15 protein-coding genes and 2 pseudogenes are annotated in these 17,370 nt (G+C 37.0%); 9 read left to right on the top strand and 8 right to left on the bottom strand.

Annotated elements, in window-relative coordinates:
• The 6 genes and pseudogenes from CRT24_RS12525 to CRT24_RS12500 form a co-directional block, all read right to left on the bottom strand.
• A pseudogene (locus tag CRT24_RS12525) lies at positions 1-190 on the bottom strand (IS5/IS1182 family transposase); the annotation flags it as partial.
• An 82-nt stretch (positions 191-272) separates the two neighbouring features.
• The gene (locus tag CRT24_RS12520; RefSeq protein ID WP_099371575.1) at positions 273-479 is read right to left on the bottom strand and encodes an Arc family DNA binding domain-containing protein; all 207 of its coding nucleotides are present in this window, start codon (positions 477-479) and stop codon (positions 273-275) included.
• A 36-nt stretch (positions 480-515) separates the two neighbouring features.
• A complete protein-coding gene (locus CRT24_RS12515) occupies positions 516-1,385 on the bottom strand; it encodes an SPFH domain-containing protein (RefSeq protein WP_099371574.1) in 870 nt (289 codons plus the stop codon).
• Between the two features lie 366 nt (positions 1,386-1,751).
• The gene (locus CRT24_RS12510; protein WP_099371573.1) at positions 1,752-2,252 is read right to left on the bottom strand and encodes a hypothetical protein; all 501 of its coding nucleotides are present in this window, start codon (positions 2,250-2,252) and stop codon (positions 1,752-1,754) included.
• Positions 2,253-2,339: 87 nt separating this feature from the next.
• Positions 2,340-3,761, bottom strand: a complete 1,422-nt coding sequence (locus CRT24_RS12505) for a DUF1501 domain-containing protein (protein ID WP_099371572.1) — start codon at positions 3,759-3,761, stop codon at positions 2,340-2,342.
• 12 nt (positions 3,762-3,773) lie between these two features.
• Positions 3,774-6,302: a DUF1549 domain-containing protein gene (locus CRT24_RS12500; RefSeq protein WP_099371571.1), complete on the bottom strand. Its 2,529-nt coding sequence runs from the start codon at positions 6,300-6,302 to the stop codon at positions 3,774-3,776.
• Between the two features lie 151 nt (positions 6,303-6,453).
• Here CRT24_RS12500 and CRT24_RS12495 point away from each other — a divergent pair, with 151 nt between their 5' ends.
• Positions 6,454-7,968, top strand: coding sequence for an NAD(P)H-dependent oxidoreductase (locus tag CRT24_RS12495; RefSeq protein WP_099371570.1), 1,515 nt, complete (start codon positions 6,454-6,456; stop codon positions 7,966-7,968).
• Positions 7,969-8,013: 45 nt separating this feature from the next.
• Here CRT24_RS12495 and CRT24_RS12490 read toward each other — a convergent pair whose 3' ends face one another.
• Together CRT24_RS12490 and CRT24_RS12480 are read right to left on the bottom strand one after the other, a co-directional pair.
• Positions 8,014-8,793 carry an alpha/beta hydrolase gene (locus tag CRT24_RS12490; RefSeq protein WP_099371569.1) on the bottom strand — a complete coding sequence of 260 codons (780 nt, stop codon included), beginning with the start codon at positions 8,791-8,793 and terminating at the stop codon, positions 8,014-8,016.
• A gap of 1,233 nt (positions 8,794-10,026) precedes the next feature.
• Positions 10,027-10,722, bottom strand: a complete 696-nt coding sequence (locus tag CRT24_RS12480) for a hypothetical protein (protein ID WP_099371567.1) — start codon at positions 10,720-10,722, stop codon at positions 10,027-10,029.
• 313 nt (positions 10,723-11,035) lie between these two features.
• On the opposite strand from CRT24_RS12480, the gene CRT24_RS12475 reads away from it, so the two are divergent.
• The 8 genes and pseudogenes from CRT24_RS12475 to CRT24_RS12440 form a co-directional block, all read left to right on the top strand.
• Positions 11,036-12,907: a 7TM diverse intracellular signaling domain-containing protein gene (locus CRT24_RS12475; RefSeq protein ID WP_180269130.1), complete on the top strand. Its 1,872-nt coding sequence runs from the start codon at positions 11,036-11,038 to the stop codon at positions 12,905-12,907.
• On the top strand, positions 12,901-13,536 hold the full coding sequence (locus CRT24_RS12470) for a response regulator transcription factor (protein WP_099371565.1): 636 nt from the start codon (positions 12,901-12,903) through the stop codon (positions 13,534-13,536). The genes CRT24_RS12475 and CRT24_RS12470 overlap by 7 nt, the downstream gene beginning before the upstream one ends.
• Positions 13,537-13,858: 322 nt before the next feature.
• Positions 13,859-14,080 (top strand): DUF1062 domain-containing protein, encoded by a 222-nt coding sequence (locus tag CRT24_RS21435; RefSeq protein ID WP_099371564.1) that lies wholly within the window; start codon positions 13,859-13,861, stop codon positions 14,078-14,080.
• 294 nt (positions 14,081-14,374) lie between these two features.
• Positions 14,375-14,914 (top strand): RNA polymerase sigma factor, encoded by a 540-nt coding sequence (locus CRT24_RS12460; protein WP_099371563.1) that lies wholly within the window; start codon positions 14,375-14,377, stop codon positions 14,912-14,914.
• Positions 14,895-15,167 carry a hypothetical protein gene (locus tag CRT24_RS12455; protein ID WP_144034580.1) on the top strand — a complete coding sequence of 91 codons (273 nt, stop codon included), beginning with the start codon at positions 14,895-14,897 and terminating at the stop codon, positions 15,165-15,167. The genes CRT24_RS12460 and CRT24_RS12455 overlap by 20 nt, the downstream gene beginning before the upstream one ends.
• A gap of 11 nt (positions 15,168-15,178) precedes the next feature.
• On the top strand, positions 15,179-15,859 hold the full coding sequence (locus CRT24_RS12450) for an ATP-dependent Clp protease proteolytic subunit (protein WP_099371561.1): 681 nt from the start codon (positions 15,179-15,181) through the stop codon (positions 15,857-15,859).
• A gap of 140 nt (positions 15,860-15,999) precedes the next feature.
• Positions 16,000-16,368, top strand: a complete 369-nt coding sequence (locus CRT24_RS12445) for a cupin domain-containing protein (RefSeq protein WP_099371560.1) — start codon at positions 16,000-16,002, stop codon at positions 16,366-16,368.
• Positions 16,369-17,140: 772 nt separating this feature from the next.
• Positions 17,141-17,370, top strand: a pseudogene (locus CRT24_RS12440) (transposase); the annotation flags it as partial.

Raw genomic sequence — 17,370 nt, 5'->3', positions numbered from 1 at the left:
ACTTGAACATCTTGATGGGGCTCTCTGCTGTACGCCCATTGGTCTGGCAATACTTCTCCAAAAGTTCCTCATGTATAAAACTGAAATCGATAAGATCGTTGATTTTGCGAAGTAGATTGTCTTTTGGAACAATGATATCGTACAATCCCGAATAGGAACTGAACTGAATTTTTTGTTGGGTAGAAAGCATCCTGATGTCCGTTAAAGCCTACTTTAAGATACGAAAAAAGGAGCAGAAAACTGTTGTTTTCCACTCCTTTTTTTAGCCCATTCTAAAAGGGGACTTTTTCAGTGCCCACCTTTATCGACTGATCCTTTTTCATTATTATTCTTTTTTTTTTCATCCGACCGGATTTCTGCAAGCCTTGGTGTATCAGAAATTCTATCTGTCCATTTACACTTCTGAATTCATCCTGAGCCCAACTTTCCAATAGTTTAAAGGTTTCTTCATCGATCCTGATCACAAAACTTTTTTTCATAAATAATCTTTTTACTAAAGGGACGAATTAAAAACCCTAATTATACAAAGTTCCTGCATTAACAATAGGTTGGGCGGCCTTCTCACCACATAATACAACCATTAAATTGCTCACCATTGCTGCTTTTCTTTCATCATCAAGTTCTACGATATTCTGTTCAGAAAGACGTTGTAGTGCCATATCGACCATTCCAACTGCTCCTTCTACAATCTTGGCTCTAGCAGCAACAATTGCTGATGCTTGTTGACGTTGCAGCATGGCTCCGGCAATTTCTGGTGCATAAGCCAAGTGCGTAATCCTAGCCTCTTCGACAACAACTCCTGCTTTTGATAATCTCGCCGATAATTCACTTTCAAGGATTTTATTCACATCTTCACCACCATCTCTCAAGGTAAGATCAGCATTCTCATCCTCAAAGCTATCATATGCAAAACTTACAGCTAAATGCCTTACTGCGGCCTCGCTCTGAACTCGAACATAGTCCATATAACTCTGAACATCATAAGCAGCTTTATATGTATCACCTATCTTCCAAACGATTACTGCAGCAATCTCAATCGGATTTCCTAGTTTGTCATTGACTTTCAAAGTTTGACCCTGTAAGTTTTCAGACCTTAAACTGATTTTTTGAGCTGTATAAAATGGATTGATAAAAAATAATCCATTAGCCTTAATTGTCCCCACGTATTTTCCAAATAGATTCAAAACTCTCGAATGATTTGGATTTACAATGATCAAACCCTTTATAATCACTATAAATACGATAAACAAAACCGCAACAAGTGCTATATAAGCTATATTATCAGTTGCAGCTATCTGTATAAAAGAAAATATAATGCCTAAGATGCTGAGCAACAAGAAAACTAGTGCTAAATAGCCAGAAGTTGGTTTAATAATCTTTTCCATAATTTCAGATTTGTATGATATTAAATTGATATCATAAATATATCAATTATTTTTTGATTATCCCGAAAAATATGTTTCAATTTTATATCTGTTTTTTAAAGTCTAAACGCTGGCACATAGGTACCTTGTTATACTCTTGTTCCTCTCTCGTTCGCACCTCAGCCGGACCTCGTTCGGAGCTTGTTCGGATAACATCCGAACAAGCTCCGAACAAGCTCCGAACGAAAGAGGACGGAGAGTGGAACAAGTCCCCTATCAAACATGGATGTAATGAGAATTAAAAGTGTTAAACTGACATAAAAAAAACCTAGACTTTTTAAGTCTAGGTCTTTCAATGTTTTTAAAAAATAAAATAGTTTCCTCTTCTTATAAGGTACTTTTTACATCAGCTTTCAGGTTACCGTCAAATTGTTTATCAACAATTAGGATGGCAGCTGGTCTTGTAGAGAAACTTTGTTTATCACCCATTGTTTCTTTGAATTCCAAAACTAGATCCCTGTTGAATTTTTTGAGAGATAAACTATCAATTGATGGATTTAAATCAGATGTTGGAGAGATGATCGCGATTACAAATTGTTTCTTAAAATCAATTTCTGTTGGCTTCCCACCTTCACCCATGGTAGTCGCTGGGGAAAACAATTCATTAAATGCTTCTTGAGTTTCAATTTTTAACGTTCCATTTTTATCTTCTCCAACTGTATTATTAACAAAATAATTCTTTGCCTCCGTAAACGGAACATCCGCTCCTGCTTCAGGCTGTTCTACGATCGTACTATCTGCAGTGGTCGCTTCTTTGTTATTTTGAGTTTGATTGCAAGAGATTAATGAAACTATAGTTAATGGGAATAATAAATATAAATATTTCATACCATATCTAAATTGATTACTATAAAGGTACGGTTTTTTACACAGTCTATAATTATCAGGTTATTTACGAGTATTTATACGAAAATTTTATAGAAAAAATTCCATCTCTGCTTTGTGCACACCATCCGGTGTGGTATAAAATGGTCTTCCTTCAACTACAGCATGTTTTTGTGGGTCAATACCTAGCGCATGGTAAATAGACTGATGAATCCTTTCTATTTTTATTGGCTTTTCTATGGTCTTACATGGTCTCTCGTCTGCGGTTTTCCCATAGACAAATCCTTTTTTAATTCCACCCCCAAACATCAGGATAGAACTGCCATCTGTAAAATGGCGATGCATTCCATAGTTTTTGATATCATGAATGATATCAGGTTGATCTACTTGATGCAATACTTCTGCACCTGGTCTGCCTTCCATCACCATATCACGGCTAAATTCACTGGCTACAATGACCAACGTTCTGTCCAAGTGACCACTTTTGTCCAGGTCTTTTATCAATTGGGCAATAGGAGCGTCAATCAATTTTTTCATATCCTTGGCGCGAGTATGCCCATTTTCATGCGTATCCCAACCCATAAATGGTTCGTATTCGGATGTCACGCTAATAAACCTTGCTCCTTGTTCTACTAGTCTCTTGGCCATTAAACAGCCTAGTCCAAATTTACCAGTGTTGTATATATCGTAACTTTCTTTAGGTTCTTGTTTAATATCAAATGCTTTAGCTTCTGGAGATTTCAACAATCTGTAGGCTTGTTCCATGGAGCGTTTGAAGGATTCCTTTTGGTAATCACTTCCAAGGTCGCCAATGGCATTTTTATCCAGCAATTCAGCATATAACTGATTTCTTCTTTCGAATCTGCTGAAGGACATCCCTGCGGGTGGTTTTACGGCATCGAGGCCGGATGTAGGATCAGGAATCATAAACGGACCAAACTCGCTGCCCAAAAATCCTGCGGTATGAAATGCTTTAAGCTCTTCAGCTTCACCGACGGTCATCCGTTGACCAATATTGATAAAAGCAGGTATCACAGGATTTTTAGGTCCAAGCTCCTGGGCTATCCAGGATCCAATATGAGGAGCTAATACAGTCTGTGGCGGCTCATAACAGGTATGCCAATGATATTGATGCCTAGAGTGAAGTATATGGCCTAAATCACCAGATACATAAGAACGTATCAAAGTACCTTTATCCATCACAGAAGCAATGGATTCTAAACCCTCTGAAAAATTGATTCCATCCAAAACTGTTGGAATAGATTTAAAAGTACTCAAAACTTTATTTGAATCTAATCCTTTTTCAAATGGCGTATATTTTTTGGGATCAAAAGTTTCTGTATGTGCCATCCCCCCTGCCATCCAAAGTAATATGACAGTATCAGCACTAGATTGGATCTTACCAGAGCAGGATGATAAAAAACTAGACATGGGTGCTCCTGCTGCCAATGCTGCCAAGGTCCCTACTCCTGCTGTTCTTAAGAAGTCTCTACGATTATAATTACTTTTCATCTTGCTTCATATTTATTCGATGAACTGAAATTCCGGTAATAGAACAATTGCCCACAATAGTTCTTGAACTGATTCTTCCTCCATCTTGTTGCCCATCAATTTTTTAGCAATTTCAAATTCTTTTTGGGATGGCTTTCTACCAAGGCTTTGAGAATAAACCGCTTGGATCAATTGTTCAGGGTTTCCATATTTCGCTACCCATTTTTTGGAACCCTTGACCAATGTTTCATTGAGCTTAGTTCCATTTGTTAATTCCATAGCTTGCAACAACGTCACTTGCCCTTCACGGGAAGTGGTGATATTTTCACGGCTCGGTCTACCCAAGGCTGTTAGAAATGGATCGTTCTGAACCAACGCTGCCCTTACGAAAGGAGACGCTGAAGCATAAGCCTGTGAATTTTCAAATGGATTATATTTTAACGCTTCTAACGTATAAACCGGGTCTACTACTGAACTAACGGCATCAGCAAATTGTTCTGCTGTCAATTTTCTCTTTAATGTCCCTTTGAATACAAATGATTCTGAATTTATTTCGCTTGGATCTTTAATTGTATGAGATGGTAATTGATAGGTTTTAGAGGTAGTAATCAGATACAATAGTTGTCTAATATCGTATCCTTGCTCTACAAAATTTACGGCTAACCAATCCAATAAATCTTGGCTCCATGGTTTTTTGTCCATTTCATCAACGGGGGCCACTATCCCTCTACCCATCAGCTGTGCCCAAATCCGATTGACCAGAGTACGGTATAAACGGCCATTTTCAGGTTTTGTGAGCAGAGTTGACAATTCCTTTGACTTTTCTTTTACGGAACCATTCTTACTGATTTCGCCGAGTTCGGGCCACAGAATTCTAGTGTCCGCCATCTTACCTGTAGGAATATCGCAGCGATTGATTTCAAGTGCTTCTTCAGAGAAAATATTGGCAAAAGCATAAGCATCATCCAATTTCCAATCACTTACAAAACTATCATGGCAGGATGCACATTTCAAATTCACGCCCAGTAGCGCTTGGGATACATTCTGAGCAGCTTGCATAGCCGTAGTTTGGCTGCTATTAACTGCTCCGCGCCAAGCGATCCCTTTTATAAATCCTTTAGATTCTTCTGAAGGATCAATCAACTCCATGGCAAATTCATTGTAAGGCTTATTATTTTGTAGGGATTGGTATAACCAAGGGGAAATATTGAATCGTCCTTGTGTTATATAGCCTGTTCCGGTATAATCATTCCTCAATAAGTCATTCCAAAAGGTCGTCCAATGCGTTGCATATTCATGGTCTTTTGTCAAGAGTTCTTGAGCAATCTTAGCCCTTTTATCTGCGCTGGCATCAGCTTCAAATTTAAGTAATTCCTGTTCGGAAGGTGGTAATCCAATTAAATCAAAATAGATTCTTCGTAGAAAAGTCCGATCATCAACAACTTCCTGCCATTCGATCTTATTTTTTACAAAATAAGCATTGACTAATCTATCTATTGGGTTCTCCAGACCATTAGTTGCTGCAGGTAAATCGGGTTTTCGTGGTGCCAATGGTGCAACTCTGAAAATTCCTTTAGCTTGATCTGGCCAAGGGGCTCCTTTATCAATCCATAATTTGACCAAAGCGATGTCTTTTTCTCCCAATGGTTTTCCTTTCCCCGGCATAGCTTCTTTATGACCTGCTGGTAAAGTGATTCGACGAACCAACTCGCTGCCTTTAGAATCGCCAGGTATGATTACCTTTCCGGATTCTCCCCCTTTAAAAACAAGTTCTTTATCATCCAAACGTAATTCGCCTTCCATTTTATCACTGCTATGGCATTGGAAGCAATGGTGTGCTAGAATCGTTCTGACCGCGAGATTTAAATTGACTTGTTGTTCTAAGGAAAGTGAGTCCGTTTCATTTGTATAGGATACAAAGTCAAAATCAGCAGATGACATGCCCCCTTCTATTCCTTCCAGATTCTCATCTTTAGGCGCCCACGGCGTTGCACTCAGCAGGTAATCTTGACCGTGGGTTAATGAGCCACCATAATGTCCAGCCATAAAAACACCCAATACAGTGATCATTAGAAAAGTACGATAACCAATGATTAAACTTCTTTTGTTATACTTATTGATAGCATATAACAACAATGCGGTAACAACAGCCAAGATAGCCGTTGTGATTCCTGCCCATTGATGCCATTCAAATGTTTCTCCGGAATAACTTCCAGAATTCGCCAATAATAAACCCAAAAGAACAGCCAATACAGATCCAGCTGCACCAATATATACCAACCAATTGGTCCCTGTCCGTAATTTAGAATCAAATGTCCTGAGTTTCGCCAACTCCATTATCCCTGCTATAACCAATAATCCAATTGGAAAATGGACCATCAGAGGGTGTAATCTTCCCAAGAAAACCCAAACCCACCATGGTTCACTCTGCTCAACTAATTCTTCAGATGCAGCTTCAATTGTCTCTTGGCCATACAAATTCAAACGCCAAAAGGCTATAAATAAGAAAATCAACAGAATTCTAAATACGTAAAAATCAAACTTCCGATTTGGTTTATACATGACAGGTAGTTTATCTTATTGGTTGAGATTAACTAAAGTTAACAATAATATAGCGAATACTGTCCTGTACTTTCATGGGCATTTATTTTAAGTCAATAATAATCAAACACTTTCTCCTGCACGTCTGTTCCATAGGTAAGCAACATCTATTATGAAAGTATTAGTGATTTTGGGTCATCCACGAAAGGATAGTTATTGTCATGCTATAGCTGAATCTTATATAAAAGGTGCAGAAAAAGCAGGTGCGCAAGTTGAATATCTAGAGGTCATAGATTTAGATTTCGAGCATAATGTTTTGGTTGCTTCACCCCAAAACCAACATAGGGAGAAAGATATATTGCACGCCCAATCCTTAATAAAATGGGCTGACCATTTGGTTTTTATTTATCCTACCTGGTGGGGTAATATGCCAGCTGTGCTAAAGGCTTTTATCGATAGAGTATTTGTTCCAGGATTTGCATTTTATGAAATCCAAGCTGATGCATTCGAGAAGTTATTAAGCCCTAGAACAGGACAGATCATTACCACAATGGATACACCTGTAATCATTGATCGCTTGATAAATGGTGCACCATCTGTAAAATCATTGAAGATTGCGACATTAAAATTCTGTGGTGTCAGCCCAGTCCGAAAGAAAATATTGAGTCCAATCAAACACTCAGATCAGGCTCAGAAAGACACATGGTTGGAGGAAGTTTTTGAATTGGGGAAGAACTTAGAGAATGGAATCCTTACTCCTTGGGAAAAGTTGATGCGAAAGGTTACACCATGGCTACAGGCTATTCGTTTGCAATTTTATCCGATGACATTTTTTGCTTATGGCATTGGAGCTTACGCCTATCGGGAATTAACTTCAAGCTTTAACCTTTTGGTTTTTATCTTGGGATATATCGTACTTTTCTTGATTGAAGTGATCACTGTATTTAGCAATGATTATCACGACAGGGAAACAGACAAGATAAATCGGAATTTTAGTACTTTTTCTGGTGGTTCCAGGGTTTTAGTGAATGGCGTATTGACTGAAAGTTCCATAAAGAATTCGATAAGAAGCTTATTTATAATTGGCTGTGTATTCACAGTAATATTAGGATTTCTATCGACATCACCTTTTCTTCTCGTTATACTTTCCACAACTGTATTGTTTTTAATAGCAGTTTCCTATACTGCACCTCCGCTGAAATTCTCCTATAATGGCTGGGGAGAAGTTGTCGTTGGGTTCACGCATAGTTTTGCCGTGATAATTTGTGGATTTATTTTTCAGGGAGGTAACATAGGAAATCCATTTCCTTGGTTATTGGGAATACCATTGTTCCTATCCATAGTTCCTGCAATTATTATGGCTGGAATTCCTGATTATGAAGCTGATAAGCAAACTGGAAAAGGCAACTTGGCGGTTAGAATGGGAAAATCAAAAGCGACGGGTTTGGCCATTGGATTTGTAGTGTTATCTATAATTTCCGTATTAGTCTTAAAGCAGATCCCAGAAATTGATGCAGCTATTGGAGATATTATTTACTTGGCGATTGGACATGCTATCTGGCTTGTCGCTTTGTTGGTGGGATTTATGGGCAAGCGAGATAAGCCTAATAGAATAGATGGTATTATGGCTGTTTCGTTGATGTATATTTTGTGGTATGCCCTAGTCCCGTTTTTTGGGTTGGTATAAGTTAAGTATTAGGAATACATTTTAAATTTAAAACACAGACTATTATTATTTATTCTTTTTAAAACAGTCTTCAAAAAAGATAAGTGTATAATCAATGGCATGATTGAGATATCCTTTAGCATGCTTGGTTCCTGGAATAATTTGGGTTACTGATGCAATTTTTAAATCTGCTAAATTTTGAGCCAACTGAAAGACTGGATCGACAGGACAAAATTCATTGAGGGAATTAGCCAAAAACATGGGCCCTGCTTTTTTAGTAACTCTTTCCAATAAAGATGCTTTCTTTATTAGATCTTGATCTTCGCCGGTATAATTTAAAATTGCCCATTTATAAAGAGCGTCATTAGGGCCGCTTTGTATTCCTCCATCTTGTGCCTCATCCTTGGATGGGACAACATCTTGATGATTTTGAATCCAATTTTCAATATCAATCATACCAGACCAAGAAGCAATTGGCAAACCGGTTTTCAACCCCATCTCAATGGCTAAATTCCCCCCTGCGGAACTGCCAATAAATCCTATATTATTTTTATCAAATTTATATTCTGAAGATTTAACCCAACTTAAAACAGTTTCCATATCTTCCACAGGAGCAGGATAAAGGAATTCTGGTGCTATGCGATAATTTGGAACAAACACTAAAAATCCATTTTCTGCCAAAACAGAAGCTAAATCATTTTCTTTGGACTTATCCCCACGAAACCACCCCCCTCCATGAATATCGATCAATGCTCCTTTTGGATTTTGACTGGGTTCATATACATCCAATTTAAGATTATGATTAGAATCAAATATTATGTTTTCAGTGATGTTAATAGTCTGCATGATAATTTTATAATAAATACGCTATAAAGAATTCTATCAATCTATTCTCTTAAAATAATTAGATCAACCAATTACTATGAATAACAACAATTTTATAAATGATGGGTTTGAAAAAACCGATTTTTCTAGATAATTATACGATGCCATTCAACCCTGTTGGGTTAATGTCATTAAGTTAAGTTAATTTAACAAACATGCCACGCCGATGGCGTTGGTGCTTGAGGCGATTTTCATTGCTATAGATATTACATGCCGATGGCATTTAAGAGAGATTTCATGCCTACGGCATTTAACCCCGATAGGGTTTTCTCGCCGTGGCAGGTGTCCCCACCTGCCACTGAAAATATGTCAATTACCTTGTTTTTTCTTAACTTAATGACATTGTCCTGTAGGGGTGTCACTATAAATTGCTGGTTAATTGAATAGCTATCCACTCTACCGAACAAACTAAAATCCTGTAATGCGACTAAATAGTTTCCCAAGCTAAAGCTTGAGAATGACAAGCAATCCTGTGGCTATGGGGGGGGAATTGTAAGGGGAAGTGGTCGCTGCGGCGACCACTTCCCCTCACAATTCCCCCCCTCAATAAACGAGTGAGCGTGTCATTCCCTCTCGAAAGAGAGGGAAACTATTTAGTGAGCTATACACGGGTGTTTTGAATAGCCGAAGATTACTTGTCGCCATGGTTGGTGTCCCCACCAACCATCACTAAATGTGGCTTGTATTGGTTGTGTTGAATTCGCTTAACAAATATGCCACGCCGATAGCGTTGGTGTTTGAGGCGATTTTCATTGCTATAGATATTTCATGCCGATGGCATTTAAGAGATATTATATGCCTACGGCATTTAACCCCGATAGGGTTTATCAGCTGTATGCCCACATTTTCTATAGTAGTTACACCCTTAGCAGGGTTGCATGCCTTCCTTTGTGTATCTTTTCTATAATAGTTACAACCTTACAGGATTAGTAGATGCTTAATATTATTTTCGACAATAGAACAGCAACATCCCCCAAAGGGTTGTAAATATTATTGCAGATATGTTTTCCGGTCATCCAACCCCAGAGGGGTTTAACTATTATAGAAATGAATATACGATGCCATTCAACCCTGTAGGGGTGTCACTATAAATTGCTGGTTAATTGCAAACTATCCACAACAGTTAAACTTATACCTAAAACCGCAAGAACAAAATAGGCTCAAAATATATGATTGAGCCTAGTTGGTATTTTATTAAATTGATATTCTACTATCTTTCTTAGGTAAACCATAACCATTATAAATTGAATTTTCCCATTCTCCATTAAATTTCACTTTAAAGAGCGTCTCTTCAGCAGAAGCAAACTCAATAGAGATAAGTCCATCATTCGTTGATACTTTACATGGATTTCCATTTATTGAAAACTGGCAATTGGTGCTATGAATATCTTTTATATGGTCAATCAGCCATTTGCCTTTGTGATCATTACTTTTCTTGGTGTAGATTTCTATAAACCATTTTTCATCAATTATATTAGCTCCTGCAAAAGGATTACCAGTAATAGAGTTGCCAGCATATAGAGCTATTATAATATTGATTTCTCTCATGTGATATACGACTAGCACCTCTGTTCCTGAACCTCGGCCATCAAGACCCCAAGTGGTGTAATTCGATTCTTTCCATCGATTGGTACCTTTTACTGCTCCATGAATGAGATCGAGCACAGTGCTGCTTGGTGATACCTTGAGATATCCATGCACAGGTTCATGGATTTCTGATATTCGAATTAATTCGTAAGGGCTATTATTTACTAAGCCACAAATTATTGGAGTGCGAATATTCAAAAGAGATGCTGTGGAAGAAAGGGCACTGTTAATACCCGACATTGCTGAAGAGATTAAGGCGCCAACTATTGGAGGATCAGATAAAGTTCGATTTTCTTTTTTCATAACATTTTATTATTGATTATTTATTGTAACTACAAACTACTTTCAGGTTTATTAAATTTTGTATAACTATATAATATTTTCTTTTTTGTAAAAATATTTGAGTTCAACAAATTCAACAATACCCAATTATAGGTACATTTGTTATATGCATAAATTTGCTTCAAATGATAACATTTTAATAGAAGATTGCTATTCCATAGTTAGGTATTGGCGGTTCCTTGGAAATCAGGAATTATCTAAAAAGTGTTTATTTCATTCAGCAAGGATTTAGATATGCATATGCTGTATTTTTATGTTTTCAGATTGTTGTTCCATGGCCAGCGAGAAAAATTTTGTGGATGTGGAATTGGACTCTGGGCTTTGGCTTACCAATCAGGATATCTATCCTCTTAACAAGTACCTACACTGGTTTCATACAAATCAAGGAATCACAGCAACAGAAGCTTTAAATCAGTTTTCTGAGGGAAATTCGAAGGTGTTAGATCCTGATCTTTCTATTACTGCATCATTAGAAGATGATACGTATTGGCTATTATTTAAGCTTCATAATCCAACTCCTAAGTCTCAGGAATTATTTTTTCAGTTTAATAATCCACATATAGATAGTATAGTGGTTTACCGTCAAACAGCAAATGGATTTCAGCATTTAGCGACTACAGGCTCTAAATTGCCGTTCGACAGCAGATTATATCTGTACCATGACTTTGTTCTTCCCATTGTCATGGAACCGGGAAAAACCCGATCTTATCTATTGATGGCTAAAAAAGAGGGCAAGGTTTTCAGCATACAGCCTCAGTTAATGTCTGGTCCTTTTTTCAAATTAAAAGAGCAGAAGATTTATATATTCTTTGGAGTTTTATTAGGCATTATGTTTTTCAATATTTTGATAAATATTTTTCTAGGAATATCCTTAGGGGATCGAATCCACTTTTTATATGCTGCCTACGTATTTGCCACTTTAACATGGCTTTTTTGTAGTATTGGTGCGGATTTTCAGTACATTTTCCCTAATCATCCTGAGTTGTTCCGTCACTCGGAAAGCATTACAGGAGCAGTCACCATGATTTTAATGGGTCGACTAGCTTTTAATTTTTTACAGCTAAAGCAGCAACGATCGAAAGCCAAAGTTTTGTTGCAGACTACGACCCTTCTACTCCTATTTATACTACCTCTAAAAATATTGGTAGAAATCTATTGGGCAAATCACGAACAGCTCAATTTGTTTTTTCTCTACCTCTATTTATTAGGAATTGCTGGAATAGCTTTAGCCATTATCATCAATGCCACAGAACGAATTAATCAGGGATTTCGTCCAGCTTGGTTTTATCTTTTAGCTATGTGCTACCTTTGCCTAAGTATCCTCATTAGCTGTTATTTTATAATCCAACATGGTGATCTATCCATGTTGTTTTCTGCCCCTACACATGTTCAGATTGGTTTGCTGGTCGAAACATTGATTATTTTCATGGGTATTATTTACCGTTATAATCTTCTCAAAAAGGAACGTTTAATGCTTAAAAGAAAATTGGATGCTCAGGAGTTAGAGAAAAACCGTCAAATAATCAAAGCTCAAGAAGATGAACGAAGAAGGATGGCACAAGATCTTCATGACGATGTAGGCGCGAGTATTAGTACTTTGATGTTGCATATATCCAATCTTCCCTTTATCCCCAATTGGAATAAAGAAAATGTGTTACAATATAACGAACGGAGCCTTTCAATTGGAAAAAAAGCATTAACTGATTTGCGAAGTATATCACATGATCTGATGCCGAAAGATTTTAAGAATAATGGGTTAACCCGAATGCTGCATAACCGAATAGAAGAATTGAAAAGCTCTAGTTCTATTTATTTTAGTGTAACCATCGAAGGCGATGATACACTTTTGCAAGAAATGCGGTCCATTATTCTTTACAGGATTGTTAATGAGCTTTTGAGCAATGTTCTTCGACACAGTCAAGCGACCTATGTGTCACTAGATCTTGTTTTTGAGGATGAGGTCACTCTGATCCTGGAAGATAATGGCTGTGGCATACCAGAAGTTGAAAAGCACAATGGGATTGGACTTCAGAACATTTATTCACGTGTGGCATTTCTTGATGGACGTGTGGATATTGACAGCAATAAGCAAGGAACAACAGTAGTAGTTATTCTTCCACTAAAAAATTTAGAAGTTACATGTTAAAAATCACAAAACTTATTATAGCAGACGATCATTTACTTTTTACAGAAGGTTTAGAAAACATTTTAGATGGAATGCCGGAATTTGAAGTAATCGGCAAAGTGGCAAATGGAAAGGTTTTGATTCGCACATTAAACAGCGTAGTTCCGGATATCATCTTAATGGATATTAACATGCCAGTTATTAATGGCCTTGAAGCAGCTGCTATCATTCGCAAGTCTCATCCTGAGGTGAAGATTGTATTCGTCAGTATGTACTGCAACGATCAGCTGATTGATAAAGCGAAGATGATTGGGGCAAGTGGTTTTCTAATGAAAGATATTACAGCTCCAGTGCTTAAAGAATCTTTACTTGCTGTTCGCGATGGGAAACAAGTATTTATTGAAGGTCACAAACTAAGCAAATCTGAAGTATTGCCTGTGGATGAGGATTTTTTTATGCTCCCCTATAAATTGAGTCCAACAGAGCCTGAAATCATAAAATTGATCAAAAATGGTTTTTCGACAAAAAGGATTGCGCAAACTCTGGACTTAAGTGTTTTTACAGTGGAAACACATAGAAAAAATATAAATCGAAAGATGAAAGTAAAAAGTCCCACTGAACTGATGGCATTATTAATAAAACAACCCTAATCGAATTGGTGATTCAAGTTTTGCAGCTTTATTCTAGAATGAGTAGATTTGAATTAGCACAAACACAAAATATATTTTGAGAACCATTCTTAAATTTATAGTCGCTTAATAACAGCCTCATAAACCACAGGCTGAATTCTTTTGTTGGGGCAATTTCTCCCCGACCGGTTTCCTAATAAATAATTATTCATGAATATGCAGGGTTACGCGGAAGAGTAACCTCAATCATTGCTATTAAACTCAGTGATCTGATTTATATAGTGAAAATGCTACCGCATGGATAATACAATTCACAAAAGAATATTAAGCGGTAATAAGAACAATGGTTCAAGAATTTAAATTGGAGGTGATAGTGAAAAACACTCCGTTATTAAAAAAGAAATGTAGCCGGTGCGACAGTTATAGGTATTACTGCAGTGAAAGGTTTCGAGGAAACGCACAGAAGAAAAATATTGATATTTGGTTGATTTATAAGTGTACTAATTGTGACAGTACCTATAACGCTACAATCCTAACACGAAAATTGTTTTCTCATCTGCGGTGAGAATGAAAACTGATAAAGTGGGAAATATGTCGTTTTTTATAATAGTTATTCCCCTGCAGGGTTGATTTGAGGTTTAATTAAATTGCCTAAAGGAATTGCGATTGGTGTAACTATTAATTCAGGTAAAATGGTGCTAAGATTCTTTAAACATTGTTAATATATGTTCCAAGAAAATGAAAATGATGTAATTTCTTTTACGTATTTTCCCATAAAAAGTACTTGATAACCTGAATAATTTAAAAATAAAAGGTGATAGTTTATTTCTAAAAGGTACATCTAATAAAAGGCATTTGTATGGAAGCTAATAAATCAATTATGGCAAATCGTCGAGAAGCTAATCTTATCAGTTTGTATAAAATAGCCTTTCCTGCGGTAGCTAAATATATAAGTCGTAAGGGCGGTAGCTTTGAGGAGGCAAAAGATGTATTCCATGACGCATTAGTTATTTATTATGAGCAGAAAATAGCTACTTCTAAGATTTTGACCAATGAAATTGGATTTCTCGTAGGTATTTCAAAAAATTTATGGTTAAAACGTTATAGAGATTATGCTCGACATACTGTTCCATTAGGAACTGAAGGAACAGATATCATTATGGAATATCCTTTATTACCAGCTAGCAAACGTCTGATTAGATTTTTAGAGGTAGCAGGTAAAAAATGTATGGAACTGTTAAAAGCCTTTTATTATGATCAACTTCCATTAACTGACATAGCTGAAGAATTTGGATATTCCGGGAAGCGAAGTGCAACAGCACAGAAATTTAAATGCCTAGAAAAGGTAAGAGAAAAAGTTAAAGAAAAAGCATTGCAATATGATGACTTCATTGAATGAAACGAAACGGATTGAGGAACATTTGATGGGTACTTCAAATCCTGAGGACATCCTTATATTTGATGCCCAGCTCATCCTTGATAAGGAATTTACAGAAAAAGTTGAAGCCCAAAAGTTGGCATATGAAACCATACAACATTATGGGCGCAAGCAGCTTAAAAATGAAATTAAAGCCGTTCATCAAAAACTGTTTTCTGAACCTAATTATAAAAGCTTCAGAAAATTAATATTGCGGTTATTTAAGAAACCTTAATTCCATAAAATATGCAAATCGACAAAAATGAGTTTCGCAAATTTGCGACAGGGCATTGCTATGTCCAAAAAGATCGTTTAGAAAATTATTTTTCTGCTGTTGAAAACACTCAAATACCTGTTTCATTAACACCTTATATTACTGAGGAACGGGAATTGAGAGTATCACAAATGGATGTATTTTCAAGATTAATGATTGACCGGATAATTTTTATGGGTGCACCTGTTGAGGCTAATATTGCCAATATCGTACAAGCCCAATTGTTGTTCCTTCAATCAGTTGATCCAAAAAAGGATATTTATATGTATATCAATTCACCAGGTGGGGAGATTTATGCGGGATTGGGAATTTACGACACTATGCAGCTGATTAGTCCAGATGTTGCAACAATCTGTACTGGTATGGCTTTTTCTTTTGGTGCTGTATTACTGTGTGGAGGAGCGAAAGGAAAACGGGCGGCCCTACAGCATTCTCGAGTAATGCTGCATCAACCTCTGGGGGGTGTGCAGGGACAAGCCTCAGATATCGAAATCACAGCTAATCAGGTCCTGAAATTAAAAAAAGAGCTATATGAGATCATTGCCAAGCATAGTGGGCAGTCGTATCAGAAAGTTCATGATGTCAGCGACAGGGATTATTGGATGACAACGGCAGAAGCCAAAGAATTTGGTGTAATTGATGAAATCCTTTAATATCTGATATTCAATTAATAACGTAAAATAAATTTATCGAAAGATGAGTTTTCAAAAATTTTGAGTTAAATATCTTTGGCAATAAAAAACACGATAAAACCATTTTAGTTAAACAGACGTTAATATAGAAATTGAATTTTATGGAATCAAAAAATAATTTTGGTAAATATATGGTTAGTACGTCCATGATTGAATGGAAGCCATTATTGGAGGAAAATGTTGATACTCGAGGAATTTCTTATAAGGTCTTGCTCTATGATGAGGATAATCAAAGACCAAAAAGTTTTATTTTAAAATTTGAAGAAGGTGCTTCCTATCCATTACATAATCATCCTGGTGGTGAAGAAGCGTTTATTTTAGAAGGTGAAGTCTTTTTTAATGGAGTGAAGTTAATCAAAGGGGATTATCTCTATACTCCTAAAAACTATAAGCATTCAGTTAAATCCGAAACAGGTTGCCAAATTCTATTTATAGTTCCAGAAGAGGTTGAAATAATAAAATCGGAATAATGATTAAGTTTGGATGTATTGAAATCTAGACTGAAATTTAAATTTACACTTCTACAGGCAATTTCATTGAGTTAAGAAAATGTGGCCATATAGACCAAAAACCCCATCGGGGTTAAATGCCGGAGGCATGAAATATCTCTTAAATGCCATCGGCATGCCATATCTATAGAAATGAAAATCGCGTCAAACACAAACGCCGTAGGTGTGGCATGTTTGTTTAACACCCTGCTATAATAGTGTCACCCCGATGGGGTTAATCTATTACAACAAACGATTATCACGCCATGAAACCCTTTAGGGTTGTAACTATTATAGAATAGATTATACGATGCCATTCAACCCTGTAGGGGTGGCACTATAAATTGCTGGTTAATTAAATAACTATCCACACTACCAAACAAACTAAAATTCTGTAATGAGACTAAATAGTTTCCCAAGCTAAAGCTTGAGAATGACAAGCAATCCTGGGGGTATGGCGGGAATTGGGCGGGGAAGTGGTCGCTGCGGCGACCACTTCCCCGCCCAATTCCCGCCTCAATAAACGAGTGAGCGTGTCATTCCCTCTCGTAAGGGAGGGAAACTATTTAGTGAGCTGTACAGACCGTTTTGAATGAGCGAAGATTACTTGCCGCTGGGATTTGTTCAGCCCCGCATGGCCCCAGCTTATCCCTGAACGAGATAGTTGGTTCAGCCCCGCAATCCCGGATCAAGCTGAATTCTTGGGGGGAGTGTTAAAAATTTCTTAGTTTAGCGTCCTTAATACAAATATCCCTTGCAAGAAGCCGAACGTAAATTACTATCCTTATTGATGCCGGAAGGGCTTTTGGAATACTTCCAGATTTTAGAAGTCGATCAGGTCGACAATCAACTCCATATTTATTTAGATGAACTTAATATTGCTCCGACAGGCTATGAGAACAGCAAGTTGGAGTCAAAGGGTTTTATGCCTTCTACTGAAATTTCAGACTTTCCCATTCGAGGCCAGAAAGTTACGCTACATAT

The sequence above is a fragment of the Sphingobacterium sp. 1.A.5 genome, assembly GCF_002734235.1.
GTDB classification, from domain to species: domain Bacteria; phylum Bacteroidota; class Bacteroidia; order Sphingobacteriales; family Sphingobacteriaceae; genus Sphingobacterium; species Sphingobacterium daejeonense.
This window is presented reverse-complemented; position numbering and strand designations above follow the sequence as displayed.

Excerpts from the sequence above, each read along its gene's own strand:
- CRT24_RS12460 (WP_099371563.1), top strand. The coding sequence starts at position 14,375 with ATGGAAGCTAATAAATCAATTATGGCAAATCGTCGAGAAGCTAATCTT.
- CRT24_RS12515 (WP_099371574.1), bottom strand. The coding sequence starts at position 1,385 with ATGGAAAAGATTATTAAACCAACTTCTGGCTATTTAGCACTAGTTTTC.
- CRT24_RS12480 (WP_099371567.1), bottom strand. The coding sequence starts at position 10,722 with ATGAAAAAAGAAAATCGAACTTTATCTGATCCTCCAATAGTTGGCGCC.
- CRT24_RS12510 (WP_099371573.1), bottom strand. The coding sequence starts at position 2,252 with ATGAAATATTTATATTTATTATTCCCATTAACTATAGTTTCATTAATC.
- CRT24_RS12500 (WP_099371571.1), bottom strand. The coding sequence starts at position 6,302 with ATGTATAAACCAAATCGGAAGTTTGATTTTTACGTATTTAGAATTCTG.
- CRT24_RS12495 (WP_099371570.1), top strand. The coding sequence starts at position 6,454 with ATGAAAGTATTAGTGATTTTGGGTCATCCACGAAAGGATAGTTATTGT.
- CRT24_RS12450 (WP_099371561.1), top strand. The coding sequence starts at position 15,179 with ATGCAAATCGACAAAAATGAGTTTCGCAAATTTGCGACAGGGCATTGC.
- CRT24_RS12475 (WP_180269130.1), top strand. The coding sequence starts at position 11,036 with ATGGCCAGCGAGAAAAATTTTGTGGATGTGGAATTGGACTCTGGGCTT.
- CRT24_RS12455 (WP_144034580.1), top strand. The coding sequence starts at position 14,895 with ATGATGACTTCATTGAATGAAACGAAACGGATTGAGGAACATTTGATG.
- CRT24_RS12490 (WP_099371569.1), bottom strand. The coding sequence starts at position 8,793 with ATGCAGACTATTAACATCACTGAAAACATAATATTTGATTCTAATCAT.
- CRT24_RS12505 (WP_099371572.1), bottom strand. The coding sequence starts at position 3,761 with ATGAAAAGTAATTATAATCGTAGAGACTTCTTAAGAACAGCAGGAGTA.
- CRT24_RS12470 (WP_099371565.1), top strand. The coding sequence starts at position 12,901 with ATGTTAAAAATCACAAAACTTATTATAGCAGACGATCATTTACTTTTT.
- CRT24_RS12445 (WP_099371560.1), top strand. The coding sequence starts at position 16,000 with ATGGAATCAAAAAATAATTTTGGTAAATATATGGTTAGTACGTCCATG.
- CRT24_RS21435 (WP_099371564.1), top strand. The coding sequence starts at position 13,859 with ATGGTTCAAGAATTTAAATTGGAGGTGATAGTGAAAAACACTCCGTTA.
- CRT24_RS12520 (WP_099371575.1), bottom strand. The coding sequence starts at position 479 with ATGAAAAAAAGTTTTGTGATCAGGATCGATGAAGAAACCTTTAAACTA.